Source organism: Dysgonomonas sp. Shenzhen-Wh21 (assembly GCF_043392705.1).
Taxonomy (GTDB): domain Bacteria; phylum Bacteroidota; class Bacteroidia; order Bacteroidales; family Dysgonomonadaceae; genus Dysgonomonas.
Genome location: NZ_JAIXHZ010000207.1, coordinates 1 through 24,870, shown reverse-complemented (window position 1 = coordinate 24,870; position 24,870 = coordinate 1). Strand labels below are relative to the sequence as shown.

General features: G+C 38.1%; 23 protein-coding genes and 1 pseudogene. 11 read left to right on the top strand and 13 right to left on the bottom strand.

Translation table 11 applies throughout. The annotated features are described in order from the left end of the window. Positions 1–46 precede the first annotated feature (46 nt). From LDB17_RS14030 to LDB17_RS14020, 3 genes are all read right to left on the bottom strand, one after another. Positions 47–865: an alpha/beta hydrolase gene (locus tag LDB17_RS14030; protein WP_252638316.1), complete on the bottom strand. Its 819-nt coding sequence runs from the start codon at positions 863–865 to the stop codon at positions 47–49. Positions 866–1,291: 426 nt separating this feature from the next. Continuing rightward, positions 1,292–2,596, bottom strand: a complete 1,305-nt coding sequence (locus LDB17_RS14025; RefSeq protein WP_252638315.1) for a gliding motility-associated C-terminal domain-containing protein — start codon at positions 2,594–2,596, stop codon at positions 1,292–1,294. Between the two features lie 96 nt (positions 2,597–2,692). After that, positions 2,693–3,898 carry a serine palmitoyltransferase gene (locus tag LDB17_RS14020; protein WP_252638314.1) on the bottom strand — a complete coding sequence of 402 codons (1,206 nt, stop codon included), beginning with the start codon at positions 3,896–3,898 and terminating at the stop codon, positions 2,693–2,695. 270 nt (positions 3,899–4,168) lie between these two features. Here LDB17_RS14020 and LDB17_RS14015 point away from each other — a divergent pair, with 270 nt between their 5' ends. The 7 genes from LDB17_RS14015 to LDB17_RS13985 all read left to right on the top strand — a co-directional run bounded on the left by LDB17_RS14015 (position 4,169) and on the right by LDB17_RS13985 (position 11,901). Then, positions 4,169–5,041, top strand: a complete 873-nt coding sequence (locus LDB17_RS14015) for a murein hydrolase activator EnvC (RefSeq protein WP_135103411.1) — start codon at positions 4,169–4,171, stop codon at positions 5,039–5,041. Between the two features lie 28 nt (positions 5,042–5,069). Continuing rightward, positions 5,070–6,218, top strand: coding sequence for a 1-deoxy-D-xylulose-5-phosphate reductoisomerase (locus LDB17_RS14010; RefSeq protein WP_252638313.1), 1,149 nt, complete (start codon positions 5,070–5,072; stop codon positions 6,216–6,218). A gap of 17 nt (positions 6,219–6,235) precedes the next feature. Then, positions 6,236–7,573 (top strand): RIP metalloprotease RseP, encoded by a 1,338-nt coding sequence (gene rseP / locus LDB17_RS14005; RefSeq protein WP_252638312.1) that lies wholly within the window; start codon positions 6,236–6,238, stop codon positions 7,571–7,573. 5 nt (positions 7,574–7,578) lie between these two features. Then, positions 7,579–8,529 carry a methylenetetrahydrofolate reductase gene (locus LDB17_RS14000; RefSeq protein WP_135103415.1) on the top strand — a complete coding sequence of 317 codons (951 nt, stop codon included), beginning with the start codon at positions 7,579–7,581 and terminating at the stop codon, positions 8,527–8,529. 172 nt (positions 8,530–8,701) lie between these two features. Next, on the top strand, positions 8,702–9,829 hold the full coding sequence (gene holB, locus LDB17_RS13995) for a DNA polymerase III subunit delta' (RefSeq protein WP_252638311.1): 1,128 nt from the start codon (positions 8,702–8,704) through the stop codon (positions 9,827–9,829). A 58-nt stretch (positions 9,830–9,887) separates the two neighbouring features. Next, positions 9,888–11,435, top strand: coding sequence for a regulatory iron-sulfur-containing complex subunit RicT (locus LDB17_RS13990; protein ID WP_252638310.1), 1,548 nt, complete (start codon positions 9,888–9,890; stop codon positions 11,433–11,435). Beyond that, on the top strand, positions 11,401–11,901 hold the full coding sequence (locus tag LDB17_RS13985; RefSeq protein WP_289781695.1) for a gliding motility lipoprotein GldH: 501 nt from the start codon (positions 11,401–11,403) through the stop codon (positions 11,899–11,901). The genes LDB17_RS13990 and LDB17_RS13985 overlap by 35 nt, the downstream gene beginning before the upstream one ends. Positions 11,902–11,904: 3 nt before the next feature. On the opposite strand, the gene LDB17_RS13980 is transcribed toward LDB17_RS13985, so the two are convergent. Next, positions 11,905–12,504: a ribonuclease HII gene (locus LDB17_RS13980; protein ID WP_252638308.1), complete on the bottom strand. Its 600-nt coding sequence runs from the start codon at positions 12,502–12,504 to the stop codon at positions 11,905–11,907. A 2-nt stretch (positions 12,505–12,506) separates the two neighbouring features. Then, positions 12,507–13,748, bottom strand: a complete 1,242-nt coding sequence (locus tag LDB17_RS13975) for a metallophosphoesterase (RefSeq protein ID WP_252638307.1) — start codon at positions 13,746–13,748, stop codon at positions 12,507–12,509. Positions 13,749–13,836: 88 nt separating this feature from the next. Between LDB17_RS13975 and LDB17_RS13970 the strand changes: the two genes are divergently transcribed. From LDB17_RS13970 to LDB17_RS13960, 3 genes and pseudogenes are all read left to right on the top strand, one after another. After that, positions 13,837–15,387, top strand: coding sequence for a glycoside hydrolase family 10 protein (locus LDB17_RS13970; RefSeq protein WP_252638306.1), 1,551 nt, complete (start codon positions 13,837–13,839; stop codon positions 15,385–15,387). Positions 15,388–15,411: 24 nt separating this feature from the next. Then, a pseudogene (locus LDB17_RS13965) lies at positions 15,412–16,524 on the top strand (class I SAM-dependent RNA methyltransferase); the annotation flags it as partial. A 44-nt stretch (positions 16,525–16,568) separates the two neighbouring features. After that, positions 16,569–16,844 carry a DUF4884 domain-containing protein gene (locus LDB17_RS13960; RefSeq protein ID WP_252638304.1) on the top strand — a complete coding sequence of 92 codons (276 nt, stop codon included), beginning with the start codon at positions 16,569–16,571 and terminating at the stop codon, positions 16,842–16,844. Between the two features lies 1 nt (position 16,845). Here LDB17_RS13960 and LDB17_RS13955 read toward each other — a convergent pair whose 3' ends face one another. From LDB17_RS13955 to miaB, 8 genes are all read right to left on the bottom strand, one after another. Then, positions 16,846–17,379, bottom strand: coding sequence for an aminotransferase class IV (locus LDB17_RS13955; protein WP_393925098.1), 534 nt, complete (start codon positions 17,377–17,379; stop codon positions 16,846–16,848). 71 nt (positions 17,380–17,450) lie between these two features. After that, positions 17,451–18,428, bottom strand: a complete 978-nt coding sequence (locus LDB17_RS13950) for an aminodeoxychorismate synthase component I (RefSeq protein ID WP_252638302.1) — start codon at positions 18,426–18,428, stop codon at positions 17,451–17,453. A gap of 124 nt (positions 18,429–18,552) precedes the next feature. After that, positions 18,553–19,305, bottom strand: a complete 753-nt coding sequence (locus LDB17_RS13945; protein WP_252638301.1) for a DUF6599 family protein — start codon at positions 19,303–19,305, stop codon at positions 18,553–18,555. Beyond that, the gene (locus tag LDB17_RS13940) at positions 19,306–20,457 is read right to left on the bottom strand and encodes a DUF362 domain-containing protein (protein ID WP_252638300.1); all 1,152 of its coding nucleotides are present in this window, start codon (positions 20,455–20,457) and stop codon (positions 19,306–19,308) included. 109 nt (positions 20,458–20,566) lie between these two features. Continuing rightward, positions 20,567–20,935 carry a hypothetical protein gene (locus LDB17_RS13935; protein WP_252638299.1) on the bottom strand — a complete coding sequence of 123 codons (369 nt, stop codon included), beginning with the start codon at positions 20,933–20,935 and terminating at the stop codon, positions 20,567–20,569. Then, a complete protein-coding gene (locus LDB17_RS13930; protein WP_135103434.1) occupies positions 20,922–21,302 on the bottom strand; it encodes a phage holin family protein in 381 nt (126 codons plus the stop codon). The genes LDB17_RS13935 and LDB17_RS13930 overlap by 14 nt, the downstream gene beginning before the upstream one ends. Continuing rightward, positions 21,292–21,495, bottom strand: coding sequence for a hypothetical protein (locus tag LDB17_RS13925; RefSeq protein WP_006844524.1), 204 nt, complete (start codon positions 21,493–21,495; stop codon positions 21,292–21,294). The genes LDB17_RS13930 and LDB17_RS13925 overlap by 11 nt, the downstream gene beginning before the upstream one ends. A gap of 219 nt (positions 21,496–21,714) precedes the next feature. Continuing rightward, a complete protein-coding gene (gene miaB, locus LDB17_RS13920) occupies positions 21,715–23,085 on the bottom strand; it encodes a tRNA (N6-isopentenyl adenosine(37)-C2)-methylthiotransferase MiaB (protein ID WP_252638298.1) in 1,371 nt (456 codons plus the stop codon). A 221-nt stretch (positions 23,086–23,306) separates the two neighbouring features. On the opposite strand from miaB, the gene LDB17_RS13915 reads away from it, so the two are divergent. Beyond that, a partial coding sequence (locus LDB17_RS13915; RefSeq protein WP_393925097.1) for a PNGase F N-terminal domain-containing protein occupies positions 23,307–24,870 on the top strand: 1,564 nt, incomplete at its 3' end.

Genomic DNA, 24,870 nt, shown 5'->3' with positions numbered 1-24,870 from the left:
AGAATAATTGATAACGAAAAACACTTTTAATCGCTTACTTACTATATTATAATTTACTGTGTTTCTTTATCCAGTCCAGCATCAAATAACATCCCGGAGCATATACGTTGCCATGATCGAATCCTTGTAGCTCATATAATACAACATCTTTGTTATTCAGCGATTTTAGAATAGCTTCTAAATGCGCGTTTTCTTCGTATCTGGCTGTTAACTCGAGTTTACGATCACCTGTAATTAGTAAAGTGGGAGGGATACCGGTTCTTGCCTTATTTAGAGGAGCGTATTCGTCAATAATTGGGATATTATATGGTATGCCTCTTTCCTTTCGGATGGTGAAATGTGTATTTGTTTGTCCGCTGATAGGTATAAGTCCTTTAATCTTATCGGCATCTACTCCATATTTTTCAAGGTAACTTTTATCTAAACCGACCATCAGGGTCAGATATCCTCCTGCCGAATGTCCCGATACATAAATATCTTTGGTGCTGCCTCCGTAAGATGCTATATTATTGAATACCCAGGCAATGGATGCCGCAGCATCTTCGATATAAGCCGGATTTGTTGCTTTCGGGCTCAGACGGTAGTTAACAGCTACTACAGCAATACCTTTATTCTTTAGTTCGTTAGGTATTCCTTTTTCTCCACCTTCGAGTCCTCCGCCGTGAAACCATACAACAACAGGGAAATCTTTCTTATTTACGGGATAATATACGTCAAGCTTACAACGCTCCTTTCGATAATTATCTTTTTCGTTCGGACTGATATAGGATATATCTTTATCCGTTTTATACTCGTTACTAACAGAATTTTGTGCAAAGGTTGATATTGCACATAACCAAAAGATCAAAAGAATACCTTTTTTCATGACATGAATTATATTAAGTAGAAGAATTTGTGATAAAGGTATAGATTTTTAGTTTTTTGATAAAATAAATGGGGATAAACACAGAGTTAATAAGAGTATAAAAAATAAAAGCGGGCATCCCTGACCACTTTTATCTTTAGATTGATTCCTCAATCTTACTGAACTTAACTTATTAACTTATTCCTATCTTTTGTTAGTATTATTCTTATTTTCAGGTTTTCTGACTTTTATATATAGAGATTCTTTTGATTTATCTTTCGAAACAAAATTATATACAAATTATATAGCGGAAAATAATAATCGATAGAAAGGGCCGAACTCTCGACAAAAGGATGAGATATTTCTTGTGAAAGCTGATAGTAAGTAGTATGTATATTCTAAAAAGATTCTTGGTATCTATGGGCTTTGGATGGAGAGCTATCTATTCTAGTTTCTGCGTAAAACATTTATGTCTCCACCCATACTTTTGCGTCTTCCTTTCGAGTTGGTATACTCTATCACGTAATAGTAAACACCGGTGGATACATACTTTCCGTTGTGTCTTCCATCCCAACCTTTCGATGGGTCGTTCCATTGATATATTTTTACTCCCCAACGGTTGAAAATGGTACACTTAAACTTCACGATGGATTTGTAGTAAACCTTAAATTCGGCATTTGTAGTCCCTCCCGGAGAAAAAAAGTTAGGGGCTTGAATGTCAGATTCTTCTATGTTAAGTTCTAAAGTGCTTATATTAGCACAAGTTGCGGACTGATCGGCATTATTAGCCACTTCGAGTTTTATGATATAATTACCATCTTTTTCGAAGGTGTACTTTTTTACATCACTACCTGTATAGCGTACAATATAGTTTGCGGTATCTTCCTTGTTATATATACTCCATGTATAGAAATAAGCTGCATCACTTCCCCGTCCATATAAGTTGACTGTGACAGGTGCGGAACTTCCTATTTCCCCATTATTTTTTCCTTCTTGCTCTGCTACAATATGTCCTTCTACAGCAATAGCATTGTATTCTTGCGAACTCTTCTCATGTGGCATCTTGAAGTAGTCTGCAAATTGATCCCCTTTGAGGTTGAAGATGGTGTTCATTAAAGGAGCATCTATCGTTTCTTCAGTATCTATATTTAAGGTTCTTATGTTTTTTACAAAAGCCTTGTTGTTTTCGTCCCATTCTTGAATGTCGTAGCTGACAGTATATCTTCGGGGGATTTCTCTTCTGCTTCCATTTGTTGTATAGAAGAATAGTTTATCTTCTGTTTTTCCAATTAGTAATTTAAGAAATTGACATTTATCATCATTTTCTCTGGCTTCGATGGAGCTTAGTATTGATTTATGTTGGTTATAATCAATAATCCAAACAGTGCTTTTGGCAATATTATTGTCTTCTGCAAAATAGCCGTATCCATCTTCCAGATTTGATACAGTATATGTAGAATTTCCGTTGATCGATGTTGTTGAGATATCGGAGTCCGGAATTTGTGTTTTATCTCCAAAAGATTGTTTGTATTTGTAAAATCTGACCGAAATAGACGATGAACTATACTTTATTGTAGCGCCTGCAAAAGTGTTGAATAGATACACTTCTTCTATTCCTGTGCCGGTAAGGCTTTGACCTGATTCTTTTTTATAAGCGTAAGGTGTTCCCAACCCTCCCGAAACTGTATAGGTTTGTGCAAATATTGAGGCCGTAAAAACCAATAAGGTTATTAAAAAGATAGACTTTCTCATAAGTATATTCGAAGAAAGGAAAAACCCTCTATCTTTTAACGGACAGAGGGTTTTCTTATTTTATATTTGAAGTATATTCTTTTGCTCTACCCTTTTTTAGGCTTTTGCATGTAATAATACTCCCATTTTTTTGAATATTGATTCTATTTTCTCAAAAGCAATGTCTACCTGTTCTTTTGTGTGTGTAGCCATAAGAGAGAAACGAATCAAAGTATCGCTTGGCGCAACAGCCGGAGATACTACAGGATTTACAAATATGCCTTCTTCGAAAAGAAGTTTTGTAATCAGGAATGTTTTCTCATTATCTCTGATAAATAGAGGAATAATAGGTGTAGATGTGTGCCCTATTTCAAATCCGCGCTCACGGAAGCCATCTAATGCATAATGCGTAATATCCCACAATGCTTTTATTCTTTCCGGTTCAGATATTATGATATCCAATGCTGCGCTGGCTGCAGCTGTTGCAGCAGGAGTAGCACTCGCGGTAAAGATGTATGGACGGGAATTGTGACGTAGATAATCAAGTATTATTTCGTTACCTGCAATGAAGCCGCCAATCGAAGCTAGCGATTTACTGAAAGTTCCCATAATGAGTTCGACATCATCGACAAGTCCACATTGATCGACAAGCCCTTTTCCACTATAATTGCTTCCTAACACACCTAGACTGTGAGCTTCGTCAACCATTACACTTGCATTGTATTTTTTTGCTAATTCAATTATTTCAGGAAGATGTGCCACATCCCCTTCCATACTGAACACACCATCAATAACGATTAGTTTAACCTTATCCGGTTCACATCTTTGAAGTTGCTTTTCCAAAGAATCCATATCGTTGTGACGGAACTTAAGTTTGGTAGAATAAGATACTCGTGCACCTTCTATGATAGAAGCGTGATCCAATTCATCCCATAAGATATAATCTTCACGTCCGGTGATACATGAAATAACACCTTGGTTTACGTTAAATCCTGTGGAGTAAACGATAGCATCTTCTTTTCCAACAAATTTAGCCAGCTTTTTTTCTAGTTCTACGTGGATATCTAATGTCCCATTCAAAAAACGGGAACCGGCCATGCCCGTTCCGTATTTTTTAGTAGCATTGATTGCTGCTTCTTTTACTTTTGGATGATTAGTAAGCCCCAGATAGGCATTTGACCCGAACATCAATACTTTTTTTCCGTTGATAACAACTTCTGTATCCTGGTCGCTTTGGATTTCTCTAAAATAAGGGTAAATACCTGCAGCTCGTGTATTTCGTGCTGCGTCATACCGATACAACTTATCAGTTAATAGACTCATATTAAACTTATAACAAATGTAATTATTATAGCTGCATGTAATAAAATCACGTTATTTCACTAAAATGCAGGCTGCAAAAATAGCTAAAAAAAATAAGATTGTAATCATTTTGAATTAAATATTTAAAAAAAGGACTATTTGACCTAATCTTGTGTGGCTTCAGGTAAAGGTATATCGCTTTTTTTCTTAAATTTGTAGCTTGGTCTATAGTGTGTCTTGTGTACAAAGTGTATAGGCGCACCATCAGTAGTAGCGTGATCAAAAAAATGAATGGTTAAGAAGAAAAAGAACAAACATGATATATGGAAGCGGTTACATTTCAAGTACCGTCTTTCTGTAATGAACGAAAATACACTTGAGGAAGTATGGAGCATAAAGGCATCCATGTTTTCAGGAGGTGTGTTGTTTTTGTTATTTGCAATATCTCTGGTTACTATTACCTCGTTCCTTATTATCGCTACACCTATACGATATTATCTGCCCGGATATCTCGATGCTGAAGTCAGAGAAAAGGCTTTGAGAGCTGCTATCAGGGTTGATTCGCTCCAGCAACAACTCAACTATCAGGAGGCATATATCAATAACCTGAAGAATGTTTTTACCGGCGTTCTGGATGTTGATTCTGTGAAAATAACCGATACGATATCCGTTTCGGAAAATGATCCTTTGTTGAAAAGGACAGAGAAAGAGAAAGTTTTTGTAGATCGCTATGAAGATAAAGAGCGGTATAATTTATCCGTTATCTCTCCTACTGCTTCGGGGCCGATGGAAGGTGTCGTTTTCTTTAAGCCATTGAAAGGATTGGTAATTAGTAAATTCAATCCGTCAAACGACCGATATGGTATTAATCTGAAAGTAGCATCTCAGGAAACTGTTTTGGCAGTACTTGAAGGTACAGTTGTTTTCTCAGGTTATGATTTTACAACAGGATATACTATGCAAATTCAACATAAAAATGGGTTCGTCTCAATTTATAAGAACAATACGTTACTTCTAAAAAAAGTAGGGGATAAAGTTCGTACCGGAGAAGCGATTGCCGTTATCGGTGATGGCAAGGCTAAAGACAATGCTGATTTAGTTCTCGGTTTTGAGCTTTGGTATAAAGGAAACCCTGTAAACCCTGAAGATTATATAGCTTTTTAATAAAAGCCCAGAAAGAAATAGAATATACATGAAACGAAATATTGCAATACTTGGCTCTACCGGCTCTATAGGAACACAGGCTCTTGATGTGATCAGGGAACACAAAGACGAGTTTGAGATATATGCACTTACAGCCAATAATAATGCAGATTTACTAATCACGCAGGCTCGCGAGTTTATGCCCGAGGTAGTAGTGATTGCCAACGAGGAAAAATATGCGTACGTAAAAGATGCTTTATCTGATCTTCCTCTAAAGGTTTGGTGTGGATGTGATGCTATCGCACAAGTGGTGGAGAGCGAACCTATCAATATGGTTTTGACGGCTATGGTAGGCTATTCGGGCTTGAAACCTACGATAAATGCAATCAAAGCAAAAAAGGCGATTGCGCTTGCCAACAAAGAGACTCTCGTTGTTGCAGGAGAGCTAATTACAAACTTAGCTATAGAAAATAAAGTACCTATTCTCCCTGTCGATTCGGAGCATTCTGCGATATTTCAGTGCCTGAATGGGGAGAATTCTCAAATAGAAAAAATATTATTAACTGCTTCGGGTGGGCCATTTCGTAAACATTCGAAAGAGCAGCTGCAAAGCGTTACTAAAAAAGAAGCCCTAAAGCATCCCAACTGGGATATGGGTGCAAAGGTAACTATCGATTCAGCCTCATTGATGAACAAAGGCTTGGAGATGATAGAAGCCAAATGGCTATTCGGTGTCGAACCCGACCAGATTGAAGTGGTGGTACATCCCCAATCAATCATCCATTCTATGGTGCAGTTCGAAGATGCGTCTATTATCGCTCAGCTGGGCTTGCCGGATATGCATCTGCCGATACAATATGCACTTGCTTATCCCAAACGGTTAAAGTCGAATTTTGAAAGGCTTGATTTCTTTAAGCTGCAAACAATGACTTTCGAAAAACCCGACACAGACAGATTCCGTAATCTGGCTTTTGCTTTTGAGGCGGCAAGGCTCAAAGGAAATATGGCATGTATAATGAATGCTGCGAATGAGATTGCTGTTGAGGCATTTTTACACGACAAAGTCGGCTTTTTGGAAATGAGTGACGTGATAGAAAAAACAATGCAGAAGGTATCTTTTGTACATACACCAACCTATGACGACTATGTGCAGACAGACACAGAGGCTCGCTATATAGCAAAAGAGTTTATCAAATAACACTATAATAATTTTTAATGGAAACTATTTTAATTAAGGCGTTACAACTAATATTAAGTTTATCTATACTTGTTGTTATACACGAGTTCGGGCACTTTCTTTTTGCCCGCCTTTTCAAAATAAGAGTCGAAAAGTTCTATCTTTTCTTCAATCCATGGTTCTCGCTGTTTAAATTTAAACCCAAAAACAGCGATACAGAGTATGGTATCGGTTGGTTGCCACTAGGTGGCTATGTGAAGATATCGGGAATGATAGATGAGTCTATGGACAAGGAACAGATGGCGCAACCTGCACAGCCTTGGGAATTTCGTTCCAAACCGGCATGGCAGAGACTATTGGTGATGGTTGGCGGAGTGCTGTTTAACTTTATATTAGCAATAATCATATATGGAATAATCCTATTTTCGTGGGGAGACTCTTACATCCCTGTAAAGTCGGTGAAAAATGGTATGACATTTTCTCAGACGGCAAAAGAATTGGGCGGATACCAAGAACGTGATATCATTCTTAGCATAGATGGCAAGGATATGAACAACCGCAGTGGCGTGTTGAACATGAATACCTTTATGCAGTTCCTTGATGCGAAACAGGTTGTTGTAGAACGCGAAGGCAAACAGGTGACTTTGACTATGCCCGAAAAATTTGCGGAAAATGTTATTGGTGCTGAAGACCTGCAACCGCCATATTACTATTGGACATCAACACGTCTGGATACAGTATCCGATGCTGCTAAAGCGGCCGGTTTACAAAAAGGAGATAGTATTCTTTCTGTAAACGGAAATAATGTGACATCTTGGATGCAGCTTTCGGGAGAAATCTCTAAAAAAGAAAATAAAGGAAAACATATAGCAATCACTTATATGCGAGACTCACTAACCGCAACAGTGAAAGTCTTAGTAAACGATGAAAATAAAATAGGGATAGGTGGTGTAAGTCCTATATACGAAGTTAAGACAGATAAGTTTAGTTTCTTGAAAGCGATACCATCAGGTGCGGTTCTTGGTGTGGAAACGCTGAAAGGCTACGTTGCTCAGATGCGTTTTGTGTTTTCTTCTAAAGGGGTACAAAATCTGAGTGGCTTTGCCGGAATTGGTAACCTTTTCCCACCTGCTTGGGACTGGCATGCTTTCTGGTCGATGACTGCGTTTCTATCTATCGTTCTTGCATTTATGAATATATTGCCTATTCCCGCTCTGGATGGCGGCCATATCATGTTCTTGTTGTATGAGGTCATTACAAGACGACAACCGAACGAGAAATTTATGGAAAGAGCTCAGATGGCAGGTATGATTTTCTTATTGCTCTTGCTCGTGGTGGCAAATGGGAATGATATAATCAGAATCTTTTTCAAGTAAAAAATATGACTATTACAGAATTAATCAATAAAAGTGATAAAACGGCTTTCTCTTTCGAAATTCTTCCTCCGTTGAAGGGGAACAATGTAGAGAAAGTATATAATATAATAGATAAGCTAATTGAGTTTGATCCTCAGTATATAAATATAACAACTCACCATAGCGAGTACCTCGATCAGCAAATGCCCGATGGTACAGTAAAAAGGGTGAATATACGCAAGCGTCCCGGTTCTGTGGCTATTGCGGCTTCTATTCAGCACAAATACAATGTGACAGCTGTTCCGCACATGATATGCAAAGGGTTCTCTCAGGAGGAAACTGAATATGCGCTTATCGATCTCAACTTCTTGCATGTGCAAAACCTTCTACTGCTTAGAGGCGATACAAAACGACTTGCACCTGAACAGATATATCCTAACCGGAACGAATATGCTACAGATCTTCAACTACAGGTGAATAACTTCAATGAAGGTATTGCAGCAGATGGAAGTTTATTCGAAAAAAATGCAACTCCTTTTTCTTACGGGATGGCATGTTATCCTGAGGTTCATGAAGATGCGGTCAGCGCAGAATCCGATATTTTCTATATGAAGCAAAAAGCAGACAATGGTGCAGAATATTTTGTCACTCAAATGTTTTTTGATAATCAGAAATATTTCTCATTTGTAGAAAAGTGTAGAGAAGCAGGAATTACGCAGCCTATCATACCGGGTGTGAAGCCTATTGTTTTGATGAGCCAGCTGGAAGTATTGCCAAGAATATTCCGTTCGAGCATACCCGAGGAGTTAGCCGTTGAACTAAGAAAATGTAAGACCGATGACGACGCAAAAGAAGTTGGAATAGAGTGGGGTATTAAGCAGTCTAAGGAGCTTATTGAATATGGAGTTCCTAGTATACACTTTTATTCTTTGCTTGCAACGGAGAGTGTAAGACGTATTGCTAAAGAGATTTATTAGAATTTATCTTTATATAAGAGAGTTCTTATAAAAAAGGTAACAATAAAGTAACAACAAAATAGACGTTTATTCTGTCACTTTTGTCACCTTTTGAAAATAAATATTTGAATATTAATTTTTTATGTTTCTAAAGGTTTGTTACTTTTGATGTGTGACAGATAACTGAAAAAGAATGTTTTTTAAAGATATTGTAGGGCAGAGTGAAGTAAAAGAGAGGCTTGTCACATCGGCAAGGAAGGGGTTTATTCCCCATGCTCAGCTTTTTTGCGGACCTGAGGGAGTCGGTAAATTCCCTTTAGCGTTGGCTTACGCCCAATATCTGAACTGTGAAAATCCGACGAATAACGATTCGTGCGGAAAATGTGCATCTTGTGTTAAATATGCTCATTTGACTCATCCCGATCTTCACTTTGTTTTCCCTATCGTAAAGAAAGCAGCGAAGAAAAAAGAGGTTTGTGATGATTATATAGCCGATTGGAGAGAATTTGTAAAGCAACACAACTATTATTTTAACCTTACCCAGTGGTTAGATCATATAGATGCTGAGAATTCTCAAGGGCTTATTTATGCGAAGGAAAGCGAGGAGATCCTGCGTAAGTTGAGCCTTCGTATATATGAGGCTAAATATAAAATAATGATTATCTGGCTTCCCGAAAAGATGCATGAGTCTTGTGCAAACAAGTTGCTGAAGATAATAGAAGAACCGACAGATAATACTATATTTCTGCTTGTGTCCGATACACCGGATAATATTATAACAACTATTCAGTCTCGTTGCCAGCGTATTAATGTTCATGGTGTAGCCGAATGTGATATTGTGCAGGCTCTCGAATCTGAATATAATATCTTGTCTGATGATGCAACTACTGTTGCACATTTATCGAAAGGTAGTTACCTGAAGGCTGTGGAAACGATCAGCCTGAACGAAGAACATAAGTTTTTTTTCAATCTGTTTGTGCAGATGATGAGAGCTTCTTATGCTCGTAACATAAAGGAAATAAAGACTATCGGTAATGAATTGGCAGCAATAGGACGGGAGAATCAAAAAAGCTTCCTGATATATAGTCAGCGCATGGTTCGCGAATATTTTGTAAGTAACTTGCATCAGCCCGAAATTACCTATTTGGCTCAAGATGAGGCTAATTTTGGAATACGCTTTGCGCCGTTTATCAATGAACGTAATATTGTAGGTTTTATGGATGAACTGGCTCTGGCAGAAAGACATATAGAACAAAATGTAAACGCTAAGATGGTGTTTTTCGATCTTTGTCTGAAAATAACAATGCTGATTAAACAATAAATATAAACCCACAAAGCTAGAAAAGGGGCTTTGTCTTAATTAATTAAAATGAATAACAATGGATTCAAATCAAAATACATTTAATCCTGCCATGGACTGTCAGGGCACTTGCAAAACCCCGATAGGGTGTACTTGTGCCAGGGCAAACCGAAAGGCACTTGTTACAGTCGCTACTAGCGAATCGCAGAAGCAGGCGGTAACTAAAACGTGTGGTTGTCAATCTGGTGGAGGTTGCGGCTGTCAGTCGGGAGGCGGCTGTGGTTGCCAATCGGGGGGCGGTTGCCAGTCAAAGAAAGGCGGATGTTGCAGCGGAACTAATAAACTGGAAGTTTACAATTGGCTTGAAGATCTTCCGGAGATACCGGGTGAGTCGCAGATGGTTGAGGTTCAATTTAAAAATACACGTAAAGGCTATTATCTCAACAGCAATAATATAGAACTATTCAGAGGAGATATCGTTGCAGTAGAAGCCACACCGGGACACGATATTGGAGAAGTAACGCTTACCGGTAAACTGGTGAAACTTCAAATGCTAAAGAATAACTATCGTGGAGAGACTAAGCGCATTTATCGTATAGCTAAACAAAACGATATTGAGAAATGGGAAGACGCTAAATCGAAAGAGCATAAAACAATGCTTCGTTCGAGAGAGATAGCCGAAGAACTTAATCTTGCGATGAAGATCAGTGATGTCGAATATCAAGGAGATGGGAACAAGGCTATTTTTTATTATATAGCAGACGAGCGTGTCGACTTTCGCCAATTGATAAAAGTATATGCTTCCGAGTTTCGTGTGAAAATAGAAATGAAGCAGATCGGAGCACGTCAGGAAGCCGGTAGAGTGGGTGGCATTGGCCCTTGTGGGCGAGAACTTTGTTGTTCCAGTTCGATGTCTAACTTTATCTCGGTGTCTACATCAGCCGCTCGATTGCAAGATATTCCACTCAATCCTCAGAAATTGGCGGGGCAATGCGGTAAGCTCAAATGTTGTCTGAATTTTGAAGTAGATACTTACGTAGAGGCTCAACGAAAATTGCCATCCCGCGAAGTGATTCTTGAGACAAAAGATTCGTCTTATTATCATTTCAAGACGGACATACTTTCGGGGACAATGACCTATTCCACAGATAAGAATTTTGCGGCGAACCTTATCTCTTTACCTAAAGACAGGGTTTTTGATGTGATAAGGATGAATAAGCGAGGAGACAGACCTCTGCATCTGGCTATGGAGTCTCAAGAGCAAACCGAGAAACCGACTTCACATGATATATTGCAAGAAAATATCAATCGCTTTGATGATAATGGCAATGGCAATAACCGCAATAATAAGAAAAAGAAGTTTGTAAAAAACAATAAAGGGGAAAATCCTAGACCGGTAAATACGCAGCAAGCTAATAGTCAGTCGAATAGTAAGCCTCAAATAAATAAAGTTCAGGGAGGAAATAATAATAGGTCGCAACAACAAGCTGAAGCCAATTCTCAGGGTAACCCCAATCCGAATCCCAATTCGAATCCAAACCCGAATCGGAATAAAAATAAAAACAGACACAACAGAAACAGATCGAACCGCAATGGAAACTCGGAACAGAAGAAGCCTGAAGCATAAAGTTTTTTTTGCGCTATGTGTTATGTTGCTAACACTTATAAATATCTCCTGTGACAAGCAGGAGATATACTATCATTTTCATGAACTAAAGGATGAGGCATGGGCACAAAACGATACGCTTGTGTTTGATATAGATTCTACGCTTTTCGAACTGAATAGACCTTATAATCTTACAATAGAGGTTACCAATAGCGTGAGTTATCGTTATCAGAATATCTGGTTTTTTGTTCAGTCAAATATTGATGCTGACTCTGTATTCGTTGATACTTCTAAAGAATTCTTATTGGCTGATAAACTTGGAAAATGGCAGGGATCAGGGTTTGGCACATTGTATCAATCTTCTCTTCCATTCGGAGAGATCTCCTTTAAGGAAAAACGAAACTACCGCATCAAAATAGAACACGGCATGCGAGATCAGACCTTGAATGGTATTGAGAAAGTAGGCATTAAGATATCTAAGCCTTAATAATCAGAAGTCTAACTTCAACTGCTTGTCGGTTAAATTGAATGTTAGCCTGTGATAAGGTGTGACACCATATTTGACTATTGCCTCACGATGCTTTTTTGTCGGATAGCCTTTGTTGTGATCCCAATCATATAGCGGATGCTCTCTATGTAAATTGAGCATGTAGTCGTCTCTGTATGTTTTAGCTAATACCGATGCCGCAGCAATAGGCAATAGCTTGCCATCTCCTTTTACAACACACGTATGTGGTATATCTTCGTATTTGCGGAAGCGATTACCGTCAATTAATAAATGTTGCGGACGTGTCTTTAGGCTTGCCACAGCTCGTTGCATGGCAAGAAACGAAGCATTCAGTATGTTGATCTCATCTATTTCTTTCTGATCTACAATGCCTATAGCCCAAGCCAGAGCTTGCTCTTCTATAAGAGGACGTAGTGCATACCTTTCTTTTTCGGTCAGCTGTTTTGAGTCGTTCAGCTTTTCACAGATAAAGCCTTTGGGTAATATAACAGCCGCTGCAAATACAGCTCCCGCCAGACAGCCTCTTCCGGCTTCGTCACATCCTGCTTCTACTAGGTCAGGGTATAATGATAGTTCTAACATTTCTAAAACTTAATATACAGGTTATTGTCTTCAGGAGGAAAATCCAACACTATCTCGTTTGTATTCATAGGGATATCCGTTGCTTCAGATAGTTTTTCAAGATACTCTTTTAAGGATTTGTCAACCTTTTCGTCTCCATAAGCATGTTTGATAAATATTTGTCCTATTATATCAGCAAAGAGACCGTATGTTTCTTCCGAAAGATTATATCCTAGTTTGTTGATCTTACCTTTGGCAAGGGCTGTAGATAATTTAAGCATTCGCTGTTTATCCTCTTCAGCCAGATTGGAGTTGCCGGGGATTGATGTTACATTTTCAGTCTTTATCTTCATGCCGTTAGCATCCAGTTCCACAAAACGATAAGAGAATGGATAGGCTGATAAAGTCCCGGTTTCTATATCATATATCACATTGCCTTTGTCGGAAGTAAAGGCTGTGATGTCATTCGAGTGAAAGTGCCCGGTGAAGATAGCTTTTACACCATTGTCTGCAAACAGGTTTGCTAATCTTAGGTAATCCTCTACGAGGTAGTCTTTGAAGAATGAAGACTGATACATGATATGCTCTGCAAAGCCCCAGTGCATCATACCTATCACTTGCTTATTCTTTTGTTTGGCTTCTCTTAAAATCTCAAGTATCCATTTTTCTGTATAGGGAGAGATTTTTCCGGCTGTTATGCTGTTGGTTGTATACTCTTTATATCTGGCTGCGTCTATCGCGATAAACCATGTTTGATCATCGAGAGAAGCTACATAACTTAATGAATTATCATCTCTTGTCAGCGCATTACTATAGCCACAGTCTTTGTAGATCGACGCAAAGTCATCGGGAGAAATGTTTGCTACAGGTAACTTTTTGTCTCCCTTATATTCCGAGGCATTTGGCATATTAACATCATGGTTGCCGGGGATAACATATATTTTGACTCCCTTATCTTGTAGGGGTTTTAGCTTTTTTAGGAAGTCAAGATGGCTTAACTTTTCTCCGTCTTTGGTAATATCGCCGCAAATAAGTAGTATTTGTATATCACTGTTAAGATACTCATTTAGCACCTGATCCAGAACCTGTGGTACATACTTGATATTCTTACCACTGGAAGCAATATAATCATTTAAAGCTTGCCCTTCATCCATCAATTGTTCCGACAGATAGTGGGTATCTGTAATTACTCCGATTCTTAACGGCTCCTTGGCAATAGAACAGGATGAAATAAAAAGAAGCACATAAAATAATAGATATTTCACTGTAATTTCGTTTGATATAGACAAAAGTAAAGTATTTATTCTAGTTATTATTCCTATTTTTGCAGATGCATAATTAAATAATGTTACAATGTACAAGAACAAAGCCCTTCTTTTTTCTATACTAACAATTGCTATAATTTTATTATCATCTTGCGGTTCTCAGAAACAACGTGTGAAATTCTCCGATATATCCCATCCCAAAAGGGAGTTTAGGGGTGCATGGTTGAGTACTGCTTGGCAATCGAGATATAAGACTATGAATTCATCTCAGATGAAAGCATACTTTACAAATATATTAGATCAAATGCAGGCTGATGGCATCAACGCTGTTATATTTCAGGCTCGTCCGTATGCCGATGCTTTTTACAAATCAGATCTTGAACCTTGGAGTGCTTTTCTTACAGGGATACAAGGAAAAGCTCCCGATGGAGGCTTCGATCCTTTGGTCTTTCTTGTAGATGAGTGTCATAAGCGAAATATGGAATTGCACGCTTGGTTGAATCCTTACCGGGTATCGTCAGGAACTAGCGATGTGTTTTCCAAAAATCATATTTATCATAAACATCCTGAACGTTTTGTGAAATATGACAACAAGATATATTTTGATCCGGGTATTCCTGCCAACCGACAATTTATTTGTGATGTAGTTAAGGATATAGTCATGCGCTATGATGTGGATGCTATTCACATGGACGATTATTTCTACCCTTATCCTGTTGCAGGGCAATCTTTCCCTGATGATAACAGCTTCAATACATATGGTAGACCGCAAGGTTTCTCTCAGAATCAGCGAGCAGACTGGCGTCGCAACAATGTGAATCTGTTGATACAAGATGTGAAGCATACCATACAGACTACAAAGCCATGGGTGAGATTTGGTATCAGCCCTTTTGGAATATATAGGAATAAGAGAAGTACTTCGGATGGTTCGGGAAGTAATACCAGTGGATTGCAAAACTATGACGATTTATATGCTGATGTTAAGCTATGGGTGAAAAATGGCTGGATAGATTATAATATGCCTCAAATATATTGGGAGATAGGACATACTGCTGCAGACTATAAGACACTGATAGAATGGTGGGCGAATAATAATTTCGGACAACCTCTCTATATTGGTCAGGATATAAAGAGAACAATGGATGCTACAACTCAGCCTTCGGGAGACAATCAGTTGGCGGAAAAAATGCTTTTGTCTCGCAGTTTTACCACAGTGCATGGAAATTGTTTCTGGCCTGCTTATGAACTATTGGACAACTATAAGGGAATAGCTAGCCGTTTGCAATCTAATTATCACAAATATCCCGCTCTTATCCCTGCATATACGCACATGTACAACAAACAACCCAAAAAGGTGAGTAACATGAAAGAGTCTTTTACGGCAACTACTCATACATTGCAATGGGATGCAAAGTCTGATAAATATGATCCGGAGACAGCTCAATATTATGTTGTTTATCGTTTTGCAAAAGGAGAAAAGGAAAACTTGGAGAATGCTCAGAATATTGTTTCTATCACAAGGCAGAAAAGTATAGTACTCCCTTATGAAGGAGGAGCTAAAGAATATAAATATGTTGTAACGGCTGTAGATGCTTTCCATAACGAGTCGAAAGGAAAATCTAAGAAGTTGAAATTATAAAGGATGATAAAAAGAGAGTTTAAAATGATCGCCAAAACAATGGCGGGACTAGAAGATGTGTTGGCCGAAGAATTAATAGGCTTAGGTGCAAACAATCTCGAGATAGGCAAGCGCATGGTTTCCTTCGAAGGTGACCTTGCTTTAATGTATAAGGCTAACATACAGTGCCGGACTGCTCTTCGTATACTTCGTCCTGTCTATGAGTTTAAAGCAAAGACGACTGATGATATATACAAGAAGGTAAAAGCCATGAACTGGTTTGAACATCTTACAGAGGATAGTACTTTTGCTATAGACGCCATAACCTTTTCGGACTACTTTACACACTCCAAATTTGTCGCATATCGCGTAAAGGATGCTATTGCCGACTATTTTATGCAGAGGACGGAAAAACGTCCTTCGGTAAATGTAGAAAATCCCGACTTGTTAATTAACTTTCATATAGCTCATGATAAGTGTACCCTTTCGTTCGATAGTTCGGGAGAGTCTTTACACAAGAGAGGCTACCGTGTTGCTCAAACTGAAGCTCCTTTGAACGAGGTACTGGCTGCGGGAATGATACTTAAAACAGGTTGGCGCGGAGAATCTGATTTTATAGATCCAATGTGTGGTTCGGGTACTCTGCTGATAGAAGCTGCGATGATAGCCATGAATGTGCCACCGGGAATCTATCGTCCGAATTTTGCTTTTGAGAAGTGGAAAAACTTCAATGCAGACTTGTTTGAAACGATCTATAACGATGACTCAGGTGAGCGGGAGTTTAAACATAAGATATATGGTTCGGATATCTCCTCCGAGGCTATTGCTATTGCTGCGAAGAATGTAAAGAATGCCGGATTGGAAAAATGTATTGATCTGAAAGTGATGCCTTTTGAGAACTATACAGAGGCTCCATCCGAAAATGCTGTTCTGGTCACGAATCCTCCTTATGGTGAAAGAATAAAGCCTGAAGATTTGTTCGGCTTGTATGAAAATATAGGCGAACGGTTGAAGCATGTATTTATGGGCTATTCGGCATGGATACTGAGCTATAAGAAAGAGTGTTTTGACAAAATAGGATTGAAGCCTTCCAAGAAAATACAACTGGTAAATGGCTCTTTACAATGCGAGTTCCGTAAATATGATATATTTGCAGGAAAGAAGTATCCGAAGAAAGAAGATTAACTTAATATAGAAATATTATGAAAGCATTACTAAGTCTATTTGGTTTGATACTTGCGTTTAGTTTTCAATCTTGCTATTCTGGTCGCCCCTTAGTAGAAGCCCCTTCTCAGAATAATAAGACGTATGAGGTGTCATATCTGTTCGAACATGATGGTTGTAAAGTCTATCGTTTCTATGACATGGGGAATTATGTATATTTTACAAACTGTAAAGGTAATATTACGGCTATAAATACCGATTCTACAAAGAATAGGGTACAAACTGTTATTGATGCAGATTTGACTCTGAAGTAATTTACAGGCTATCTATCTTTAACCTTGATATGGGTATGCTGATATTATCTGTAATACCCATCATTGCGTTTATTAAGTAGAGTTTTCTATAGTCTTCAATATCCTCGATCCGAATTACTTTTTCTTTAATAACTCTTTCTTTTAAAAGGGTTTGTCTTTTTATCCCCGGTAGCAGGTATGTAGAGGGAGTAAATAAGCCTTTATCACTTTCGAATACTACATTCGTAAATGACGTATCGGTCACAAATCCATTTTTGACAACGAGTATATCATCACACTTTTCTTTCTGCATCATCAATTTTTCAAAGGCTGTTCTATCTGCATACTTGAAAGAATAATCGATTGAGTTATCATGAATGATCTTTAAACTGTTTATTTCTCTGAATTTATAATGAGAATATTCTATCTCCAGATTCTCGAGAGAGTATACAATACGGCATTTAACCAATCCTTCTCGGAATTCTAAAGGAATATCTTCATCCTTCAAACTAAATGGAATCGTAGAACCGAAAAAAGACTGTAACGTAAAGTTCATTCTTGCTATATGTGCAGGAAGATTGAAAATCTTACCATTACAAATTTTTATTACTTCAGAGAATGACTGCTTCATACAATTGGTAGATAAATTTTTTCTAAAACCTCTTTATATTCCTCTTCACAATTGCTATAGGCTGTTATACCACCTCCACTTCGAAAATAATATTGGTTATCGTCATTTTCTATATAACGTATTATAACAGCCGAATCCAATTCGTACCCATCATAATATCCGCATACTCCTGTATAATATCCCCGTGGCTCACTTTCGGCTTCTTGTATAATTTTTCTTGTCGCGTCTTTCGGTGCACCCGAAATAGAACCGGCAGGAAGCATTCCAAAGATAATATCCCCATAATTAAGATAATCCTCATCACGCAAGATGCCTGTTATCTCTGAGCTGACCTGTAAAATATCATTTTTGTTTGTCCTGATACGATCGATATATCTGAATCTGTTTACCCTTACATTATCAGCTATAATGCTGAGGTCGTTGCGGAGAAGGTCCACTATTGTATTATGTTCTGCTGTTTCTTTATAGTCATTCAGTATTATCTGTTCGGCGTCAGGGATGTTTGCATCTATAGTTCCCTTCATGGGATTGGTTGAGATTGTCTTTCCCGCTATTTTGACGAACCGTTCGGGCGAAAAACATACAAACTTACTCGGATATAGCACTTTGTAGGAAGCTTTACTTTGAAAGAAAACCTCTTCGAGTGTAAGATCAGAAGAAACAGGTGTTTTTATTGTGAGGTTGGTCAAATAAGAGTATCCTTCTTTTAATCCTTTATGTACAATATCAAATTTTTCCTTATACTCAGAATAGGGGATAGGAATGTAATTGAATGAAGATACTTTTTTTATTGTCTCTTTCTCAGTAGCATTGCCCTTTCCGCAGAATTGAAATAAAACATCAGTTTGCAGCAAAGGATTATCGATAAATAAACCTTTTGTTTGTTCAAAATTAATAGCAAAGAAGAATGGCTTCCCTTCTCTGCCATATATATTCATTTTATGTCTTATCTCATTTGTATCTGTCGTTGTCATAGAACAGGTTTTGATGAAAAAGTAACAAAAGTAACACTTTTTACGCTGTTTTTATCTGTCACTTTCTCTATATCCAGATTATAAACCCTTTCTATATAGATAAAGTTTTGTGGTTTTTGTGATTTTAAAAACCGAATACACCTGTGTCGTTGCTATCCTCTTTATTCGGACATTTTAAATAAACGTACTTATCTTCTATTTTTAGTATATTTTCTTTTGGAACTCTTTCTATTAGCTTCGCCATATTTTTATCATCAGTCGGATAAATAAGTGCTGTATTGCTTTTCGAAGCGAGCCATATATCAGAGAAAGATATGCCTTCTATCCATTTCAAAAGTGATGGTTGAGCATTCGATATAGACAGATTCCCTTTTAAGTATTTTATAGACGATGAATAAGGAATCTCTTTCCTCATTTCTAATGGTAAAGATATTCTTTTCATGTTGAGTGTATTCACATACAGATACAGAAGCTCATCGGCATTCCTTTTAGCTTTGTTCGAGCCGGACTGAAAAACGATTGAAACATATTTATTGCCGATTGCTGCCTGATATTGGTACGCAGATAAGCAATTGAAAAAACGAAGGGTATCAGCTCTCATACATTTGAATGTATGTAAGGAATATATCCCAAAAGCATTTTCGGGAGACGACATTTCATAAATATCTATTGTATATTTCTCCTCCTTGTATTTTATATCTCTCGTTGTTAGTTTTTCGAATCCATATTCGAGATATAAGTCGGAACCTCCATTCATAAAACCATATAGACCTGTCCCTACAAAGGTACGTTCCTTTTCGATCGTGATATCCGACAACGTTTGCCCTACTCCCAATAGAGGTAGCAATGATAAAAATGTTAAGAAAAAATATTTCATCTAGGCTAGATTTACTTCTGTTAGGTCTATTTTATTCTTATCTGCCACTCCGAGCTTTAGTTCCTCTGCCAGATGCATGAATTTGAGAGCAGCCGGTTTATCTTCGGATTGAATACCTTCTTCTATCCTTTTTGCTATCACAATGTCATGTCCTATGCGGTCAACGGCAACAGGGTCGGTTCCCACCAGAATAGTATTGTAATTGCATATAAATTGAGGATTTGCTGCAGGTCCTCCTTCGAAACAACCTATCAACCCGTCTACAATATTCAAAACAACTTTGTCTCGCAGTGGCGGGAAGGCACATACATAGGCAGAAGTTTCGTGCCACAAATCCTTGTGGAGCCTTGCGGTATTTGAAATAGAACCAAACGCAAGGTTCTTCATACAAAGTGTAACTGATGATCCTGCGTTTTTCAATACAGGCAGATTGATGATTTTTGTTACCTTTTGAGTGCAGATTTTCGTAAAATAAGAATATTTTCCTCCATTTACCATGAAAGGCATGGTATAAGCGTCATATTCGCCTTCTACATCAGCATAGAAATAATGAACTTTATCGATGCGCTCTTCGCTGTATAGTTTACCTTCGCTATTGTAGTAACTGCCCGAAGCATCTTCACACTCAGTACCGGTGATGGTTATGCCGGGATAATTTTCTTCTGTATAGCCTGTTTCATGCAGTTGCATTTCGCGCCTGTCCCATATTACCATATTGCTACGGGATATGCCTGCTTCTTCCAGTTGTTTTATTACGGCTTGTGTAACGGCATGCGAAGTTGTCAATAGTTTTCCCGCTACAGGATTAACCTTTAGACCTATTACGTCATCCTTGCCGACAAATTGTAGCCAAGCCTTGTTGAGATCGCTTTCTCCCGTAAGTTTCAGCATCGATTCTTTCAGCATCTCAAAAACGGTTTCTTCAGAAGGCTTTCCTTCAACAATAGCTAAACTATGATTGACTCTGACTACTTTACCCGGATATTTACCCGGCATAGAAGATCTGGTTCTAGGGATAGATAACGCATCTTTTATATTTGTCTCAGGCTTTACATCTGTTGAGGTGAGGGTTGGGGCAGCTTTAAGAATCGGAGAAACTGTTGCACCCAGACCACCAATAACTAATGACTTAAAGAATTTACGTCTTTCCATAGTGCGAAGGTTAAATTAACTGATTATCAAAAGTAAATAAATAATTTGATATCCAATAATAGTCTAAAAACAAAAACAAGAAAGGTGAATTTCCTTTCTTGTTTTTATTTTAGTCGTTATCTTTATCCTTCTCCTTTTTTTTCTTTCCCGAGAAGATCGATTTGAGTTTCTTTATTACAAACCGCCATATTATTGGCTGCACAATTTCCCATATTACAGGGTAGTAAGCGGTTAATCCGCTAAGCAGACTGCTTGAAGTTGAGGTTTCGTCTTGTCGCTTTTTACTTTTGGATGATCCTCCAAAACCAAATACGCTCAGTACAGAGTTTATTGTACTTTGAAAAATCAATGAACCTGCATTGTCTGATAGATACGCCCAATGTTCGGATAGACGTTCTTCACCTTCCTTGCATTCAAGCCTTACTAATTCTTTTTCTTGACGCAGTTCTTCTAATGGTGTCAATCTATTCTTCATCATTTGTATCTATTTTACGCATAAATCTTATAGTATTCTGTAATATCGATTGTTGTATCTTTTTCCGAAAAAGAACTACAAGCAATAAAACAAACAATGAAAACAGAGTCATGATTCCAAAGCCTACAGCCAAGCTGTTGAATAATTCTCCAAGAAAAAAAGCCATACCAATAAGCCCGAAGAATAAAATAACAGCTACAATAGCTATTATTATTAAGCCATATCCCAGACCGGAGGCAGATAAACCTATCTTCTCAAAACTATCCAGTTTAAACAAACGGATACGTCTGTTGATATAGCTTAATAAATCTAATTTAATTTCTTCAATTAAGATTCCTAAGCTTTTTTCTTCTTCGGAGTTATTCAACATCGTCTCTTAATTCTTCCAGTTTATGTTTGCCTCTGCCGGCTGCGTTTCTTACATTTCCTTTTACTTTGTCTACCAGGCTGTTTATATCTTTCAGCCATTCTTCCTTTTTGTCAGAAGCAGCAACATAGCCAACAGCTGCACCTAGCGCAGCACCTATAGCCAAGAACAATAAGTTCGAACCTGTTTTATTCATAATTATTTATTTTATAAATTAATTCTACATTAATATAATAACGTGTGAGAGTATCAATAAATTTCATCAACTCAACACTTTATTATAAATTGGATTGATCACTAAAATACGGGCTAAACCGCTAATAATCTTCTTGCTTTCCCTAAAAGGACAGCTAATATAGCTATTTTTTGAAATATCGAAAATATTTTTCAGTAAAAATAACTATTAGCCCGATTGTTATATTGCTTCACCGAATAGTGTAGCCGAAGTATTCCCTGTTACTTTTACGGTCACGAAGTCTCCTATGCGATGGTTTCCTTTGTCAAAAATAACAACTTTGTTTTGGGATGTTCGTCCGAAAAGCTGTTCCCTCGACCGTTTAGAGAATCCTTCAACAAGTACTTCAAATACTTTGCCTACATCTCGCTTGTTGCTTTCAAGAGAGCATTCGTTTTGCAAATCTATAATTTCCTGTAAACGTTTTATTTTAACATCTTCAGGTATATCGTCTTCTAATTTTTTTGAAGCGTATGTTCCCGGACGTTCCGAATACTTGAACATAAATGCCGAGTCGAAACATACCTCACGCATCAGTGATAGTGTCTCTTGCTGATCTTCTTCCGTTTCGGAGTGAAAACCGCACATGATATCAGTAGATATGCCGCATCCCGGTATGATGCGTTTAATCGCTTCAATACGGTTCAGATACCACTCTCTATCATATTTTCTCTTCATTACGTTTAACATCTTGCTGCTTCCCGATTGTACAGGTAGGTGGATAAACTTACACAGGTTATCATATTTTGCGATTACCTCCAGAGTTTCATCTGTCATATCTGTCGGATAAGAAGTCGTAAATCGGATCCGCATTTTAGGTGCAGCCTTCGCTGTCATTTCCAATAGTGCGGGGAAATCTACAATGCTGCCGTCTTCGTTTGTAAAGCGGTATGAATTGACATTCTGTCCCAACAATGTGGCTTCTTTAAATCCTTTGTCTCGCAGATTTTCCAATTCGTTAAGGATACTCTGTGGCGAACGGCTTCGTTCACGACCTCTTGTATAAGGCACTATACAATAAGAACACACCTTATCACATCCTCGCATGATGGATATAAAGCCCGAAATGTGGTTTCCTCCGATGCGTAGAGGGATTACGTCTTTATACGTTTCGGTTTTGGATAGTTGAACATTGATTGCTTTGTTGCCATTTTCGGCAGCTCCTACCAGATTAGGCAGGTCGAGGTAGGCATCGGGGCCTACTACAACATCTACATGATGCTTGTCGTGTAGCTCTTCTTTTACTCGTTCGGCCATACAACCCAGAACACCAATAATCATATTTGGCTTCTTCTTTCTCTTGAGGGCGTTGAAATAGTCGAGACGTTGAATAACTCTTTGCTCGGCGTTGTCACGTATCGAGCATGTATTTACAAAAACAGCATCGGCTTCTTCCAGCTTATCTGTCATGGTATAACCATCCATTTGCATTACGGATGCAACAACCTCGCTGTCTGCTACATTCATTTGACAGCCGTAGGTTTCGATGAACAGTTTTTTGTCTTCGGTTGAAATCGTGGATTTAAAGTCCAGTCCTTTCTCGTTGTTCATAGAAATATATTTTAGTATGTAATTAAGCTTCGATGATTTAGTCTCAAAGCATCTTTGGCTGGCAAAAATACGAAGAAAAATGGAATTGTTTATTTGTTTTGTGCTTTTTAAGGGAATGTCTAAAGAATGGTCGTTAAATATTTGAATGTTTTTTAATCAATCCGCGATTATCTTTATCTTTGTCCGTTGACCTAAAAACTCTTTTATCTAAAATATATTTTATGAAAAGGAACCTATTTTTATTCCAATTATTACTTCTCGCATTTGTAATGAATGCTCAACCTAAGAAAGATTTTAAAACAGTGCGTATCACCTACCAGACAAGTATGAATGGTAAAGCCTACGAAGGATCAAATACCATCGTAGAGATATGCGGAACTGATGTTCTAATAAGTCGTAAATATGCCGAAGTGCAAGAGGGTACTCCGTTACAATACACCTATCTTGATTATGCAACAAATGAAGAAACAAAAACCGCAAAATTGGCAAATGGTGATGAGTTTTATACAACGCGATCATTTATATTAAATGATAAACTGGAATTTTTACCCGAAACAGAAACTATTGCCGGCTACCTCTGCAAAAAGGCGAAAACAGTTATTAATTCTAATACGATAGAAATATGGTATACAACTCAATTAGGAGTCAAAGGATCTATGCAACCCGGTGTTGGTTTGCCGGATGGGGTAGTACTCAAAGTACTAAGAAACGGACAATACGAAGAAAAAGCAATAAAGATTGATTTGCTAAAAGAGATTGTGAATGTAAAACCTGTTCTTAAAGGTGATAAGTTGACTGCCCCTGCCTATAATTACCGTATACAGCAAAGCCAGGTTATTGTAGCCGACGTATTTAATAATCAGAGTATATACTTTAGGGATATTCCTAAGCCGGAGCAGTTGAACGATACAGAAATAATGCAATTTGCCAATGGTTCTATCGTCTTGAAAAAAGTAAAACTTCCTGCCGATAATACTAGCTATTCTATTTTTGCTGAGCTAGCTCAACACTCTGAAGGGGACGCTTATGACCGTACGGGTAGCGTCTTTATCGTGCCTACCGATAAGAAGCAATCATTTATGGATGGATTGCTAAAAGGAAGAGAGGCATTACCTCAGTATACTGATAAACATGGGAAATCGTATGAGGGAATGGTTGCTACAGAGGATTATTTGCCGCCTCTCGAGTTGATGCGTTTTTATACTTCATTCGGAGTAAAAGGATATAACCATATTGAGGTAGCTGAATATAACTGGCCCGATTCTGTAGTGTTTAAACAAGAAATTACAGACTATGCCAAGTATCTGAAAAATGAAGTGTGGGTAGGTGCATGGATCGGAAATTATGCAAAAAACGGACATAATGTTTCTTTGAAGATTAAGTATTATCCAAACGAAAAGCGGGCAGAGAAAGAAGTATATCCTCTGTTTACAACTACAAATATAATGGAGATGGCTGGACAGGCTTATCCTGACGGATTGTTCCGTAACGATTCTCTGACTGTGAACTTCAAAACAGATGTGGATCTCAAAGATGCTTATATTCGTTATATATCTACAGGCCATGGCGGCTGGGGTGGAGGAGACGAATTTAATCCGAAGCTTAATGAGATATTTATGAATGGCTCTCGCCTGATCGCTTACACCCCTTGGCGCGAAGATTGCGGTAGTTATAGAGAGTTGAACCCGGCTTCGGGTAATTTCGCAAATGGCTTATCGTCATCCGACCTGAGCCGTTCGGGTTGGTGTTCACCGGCCTTCACATCCCCAATGTGTATAAACACAG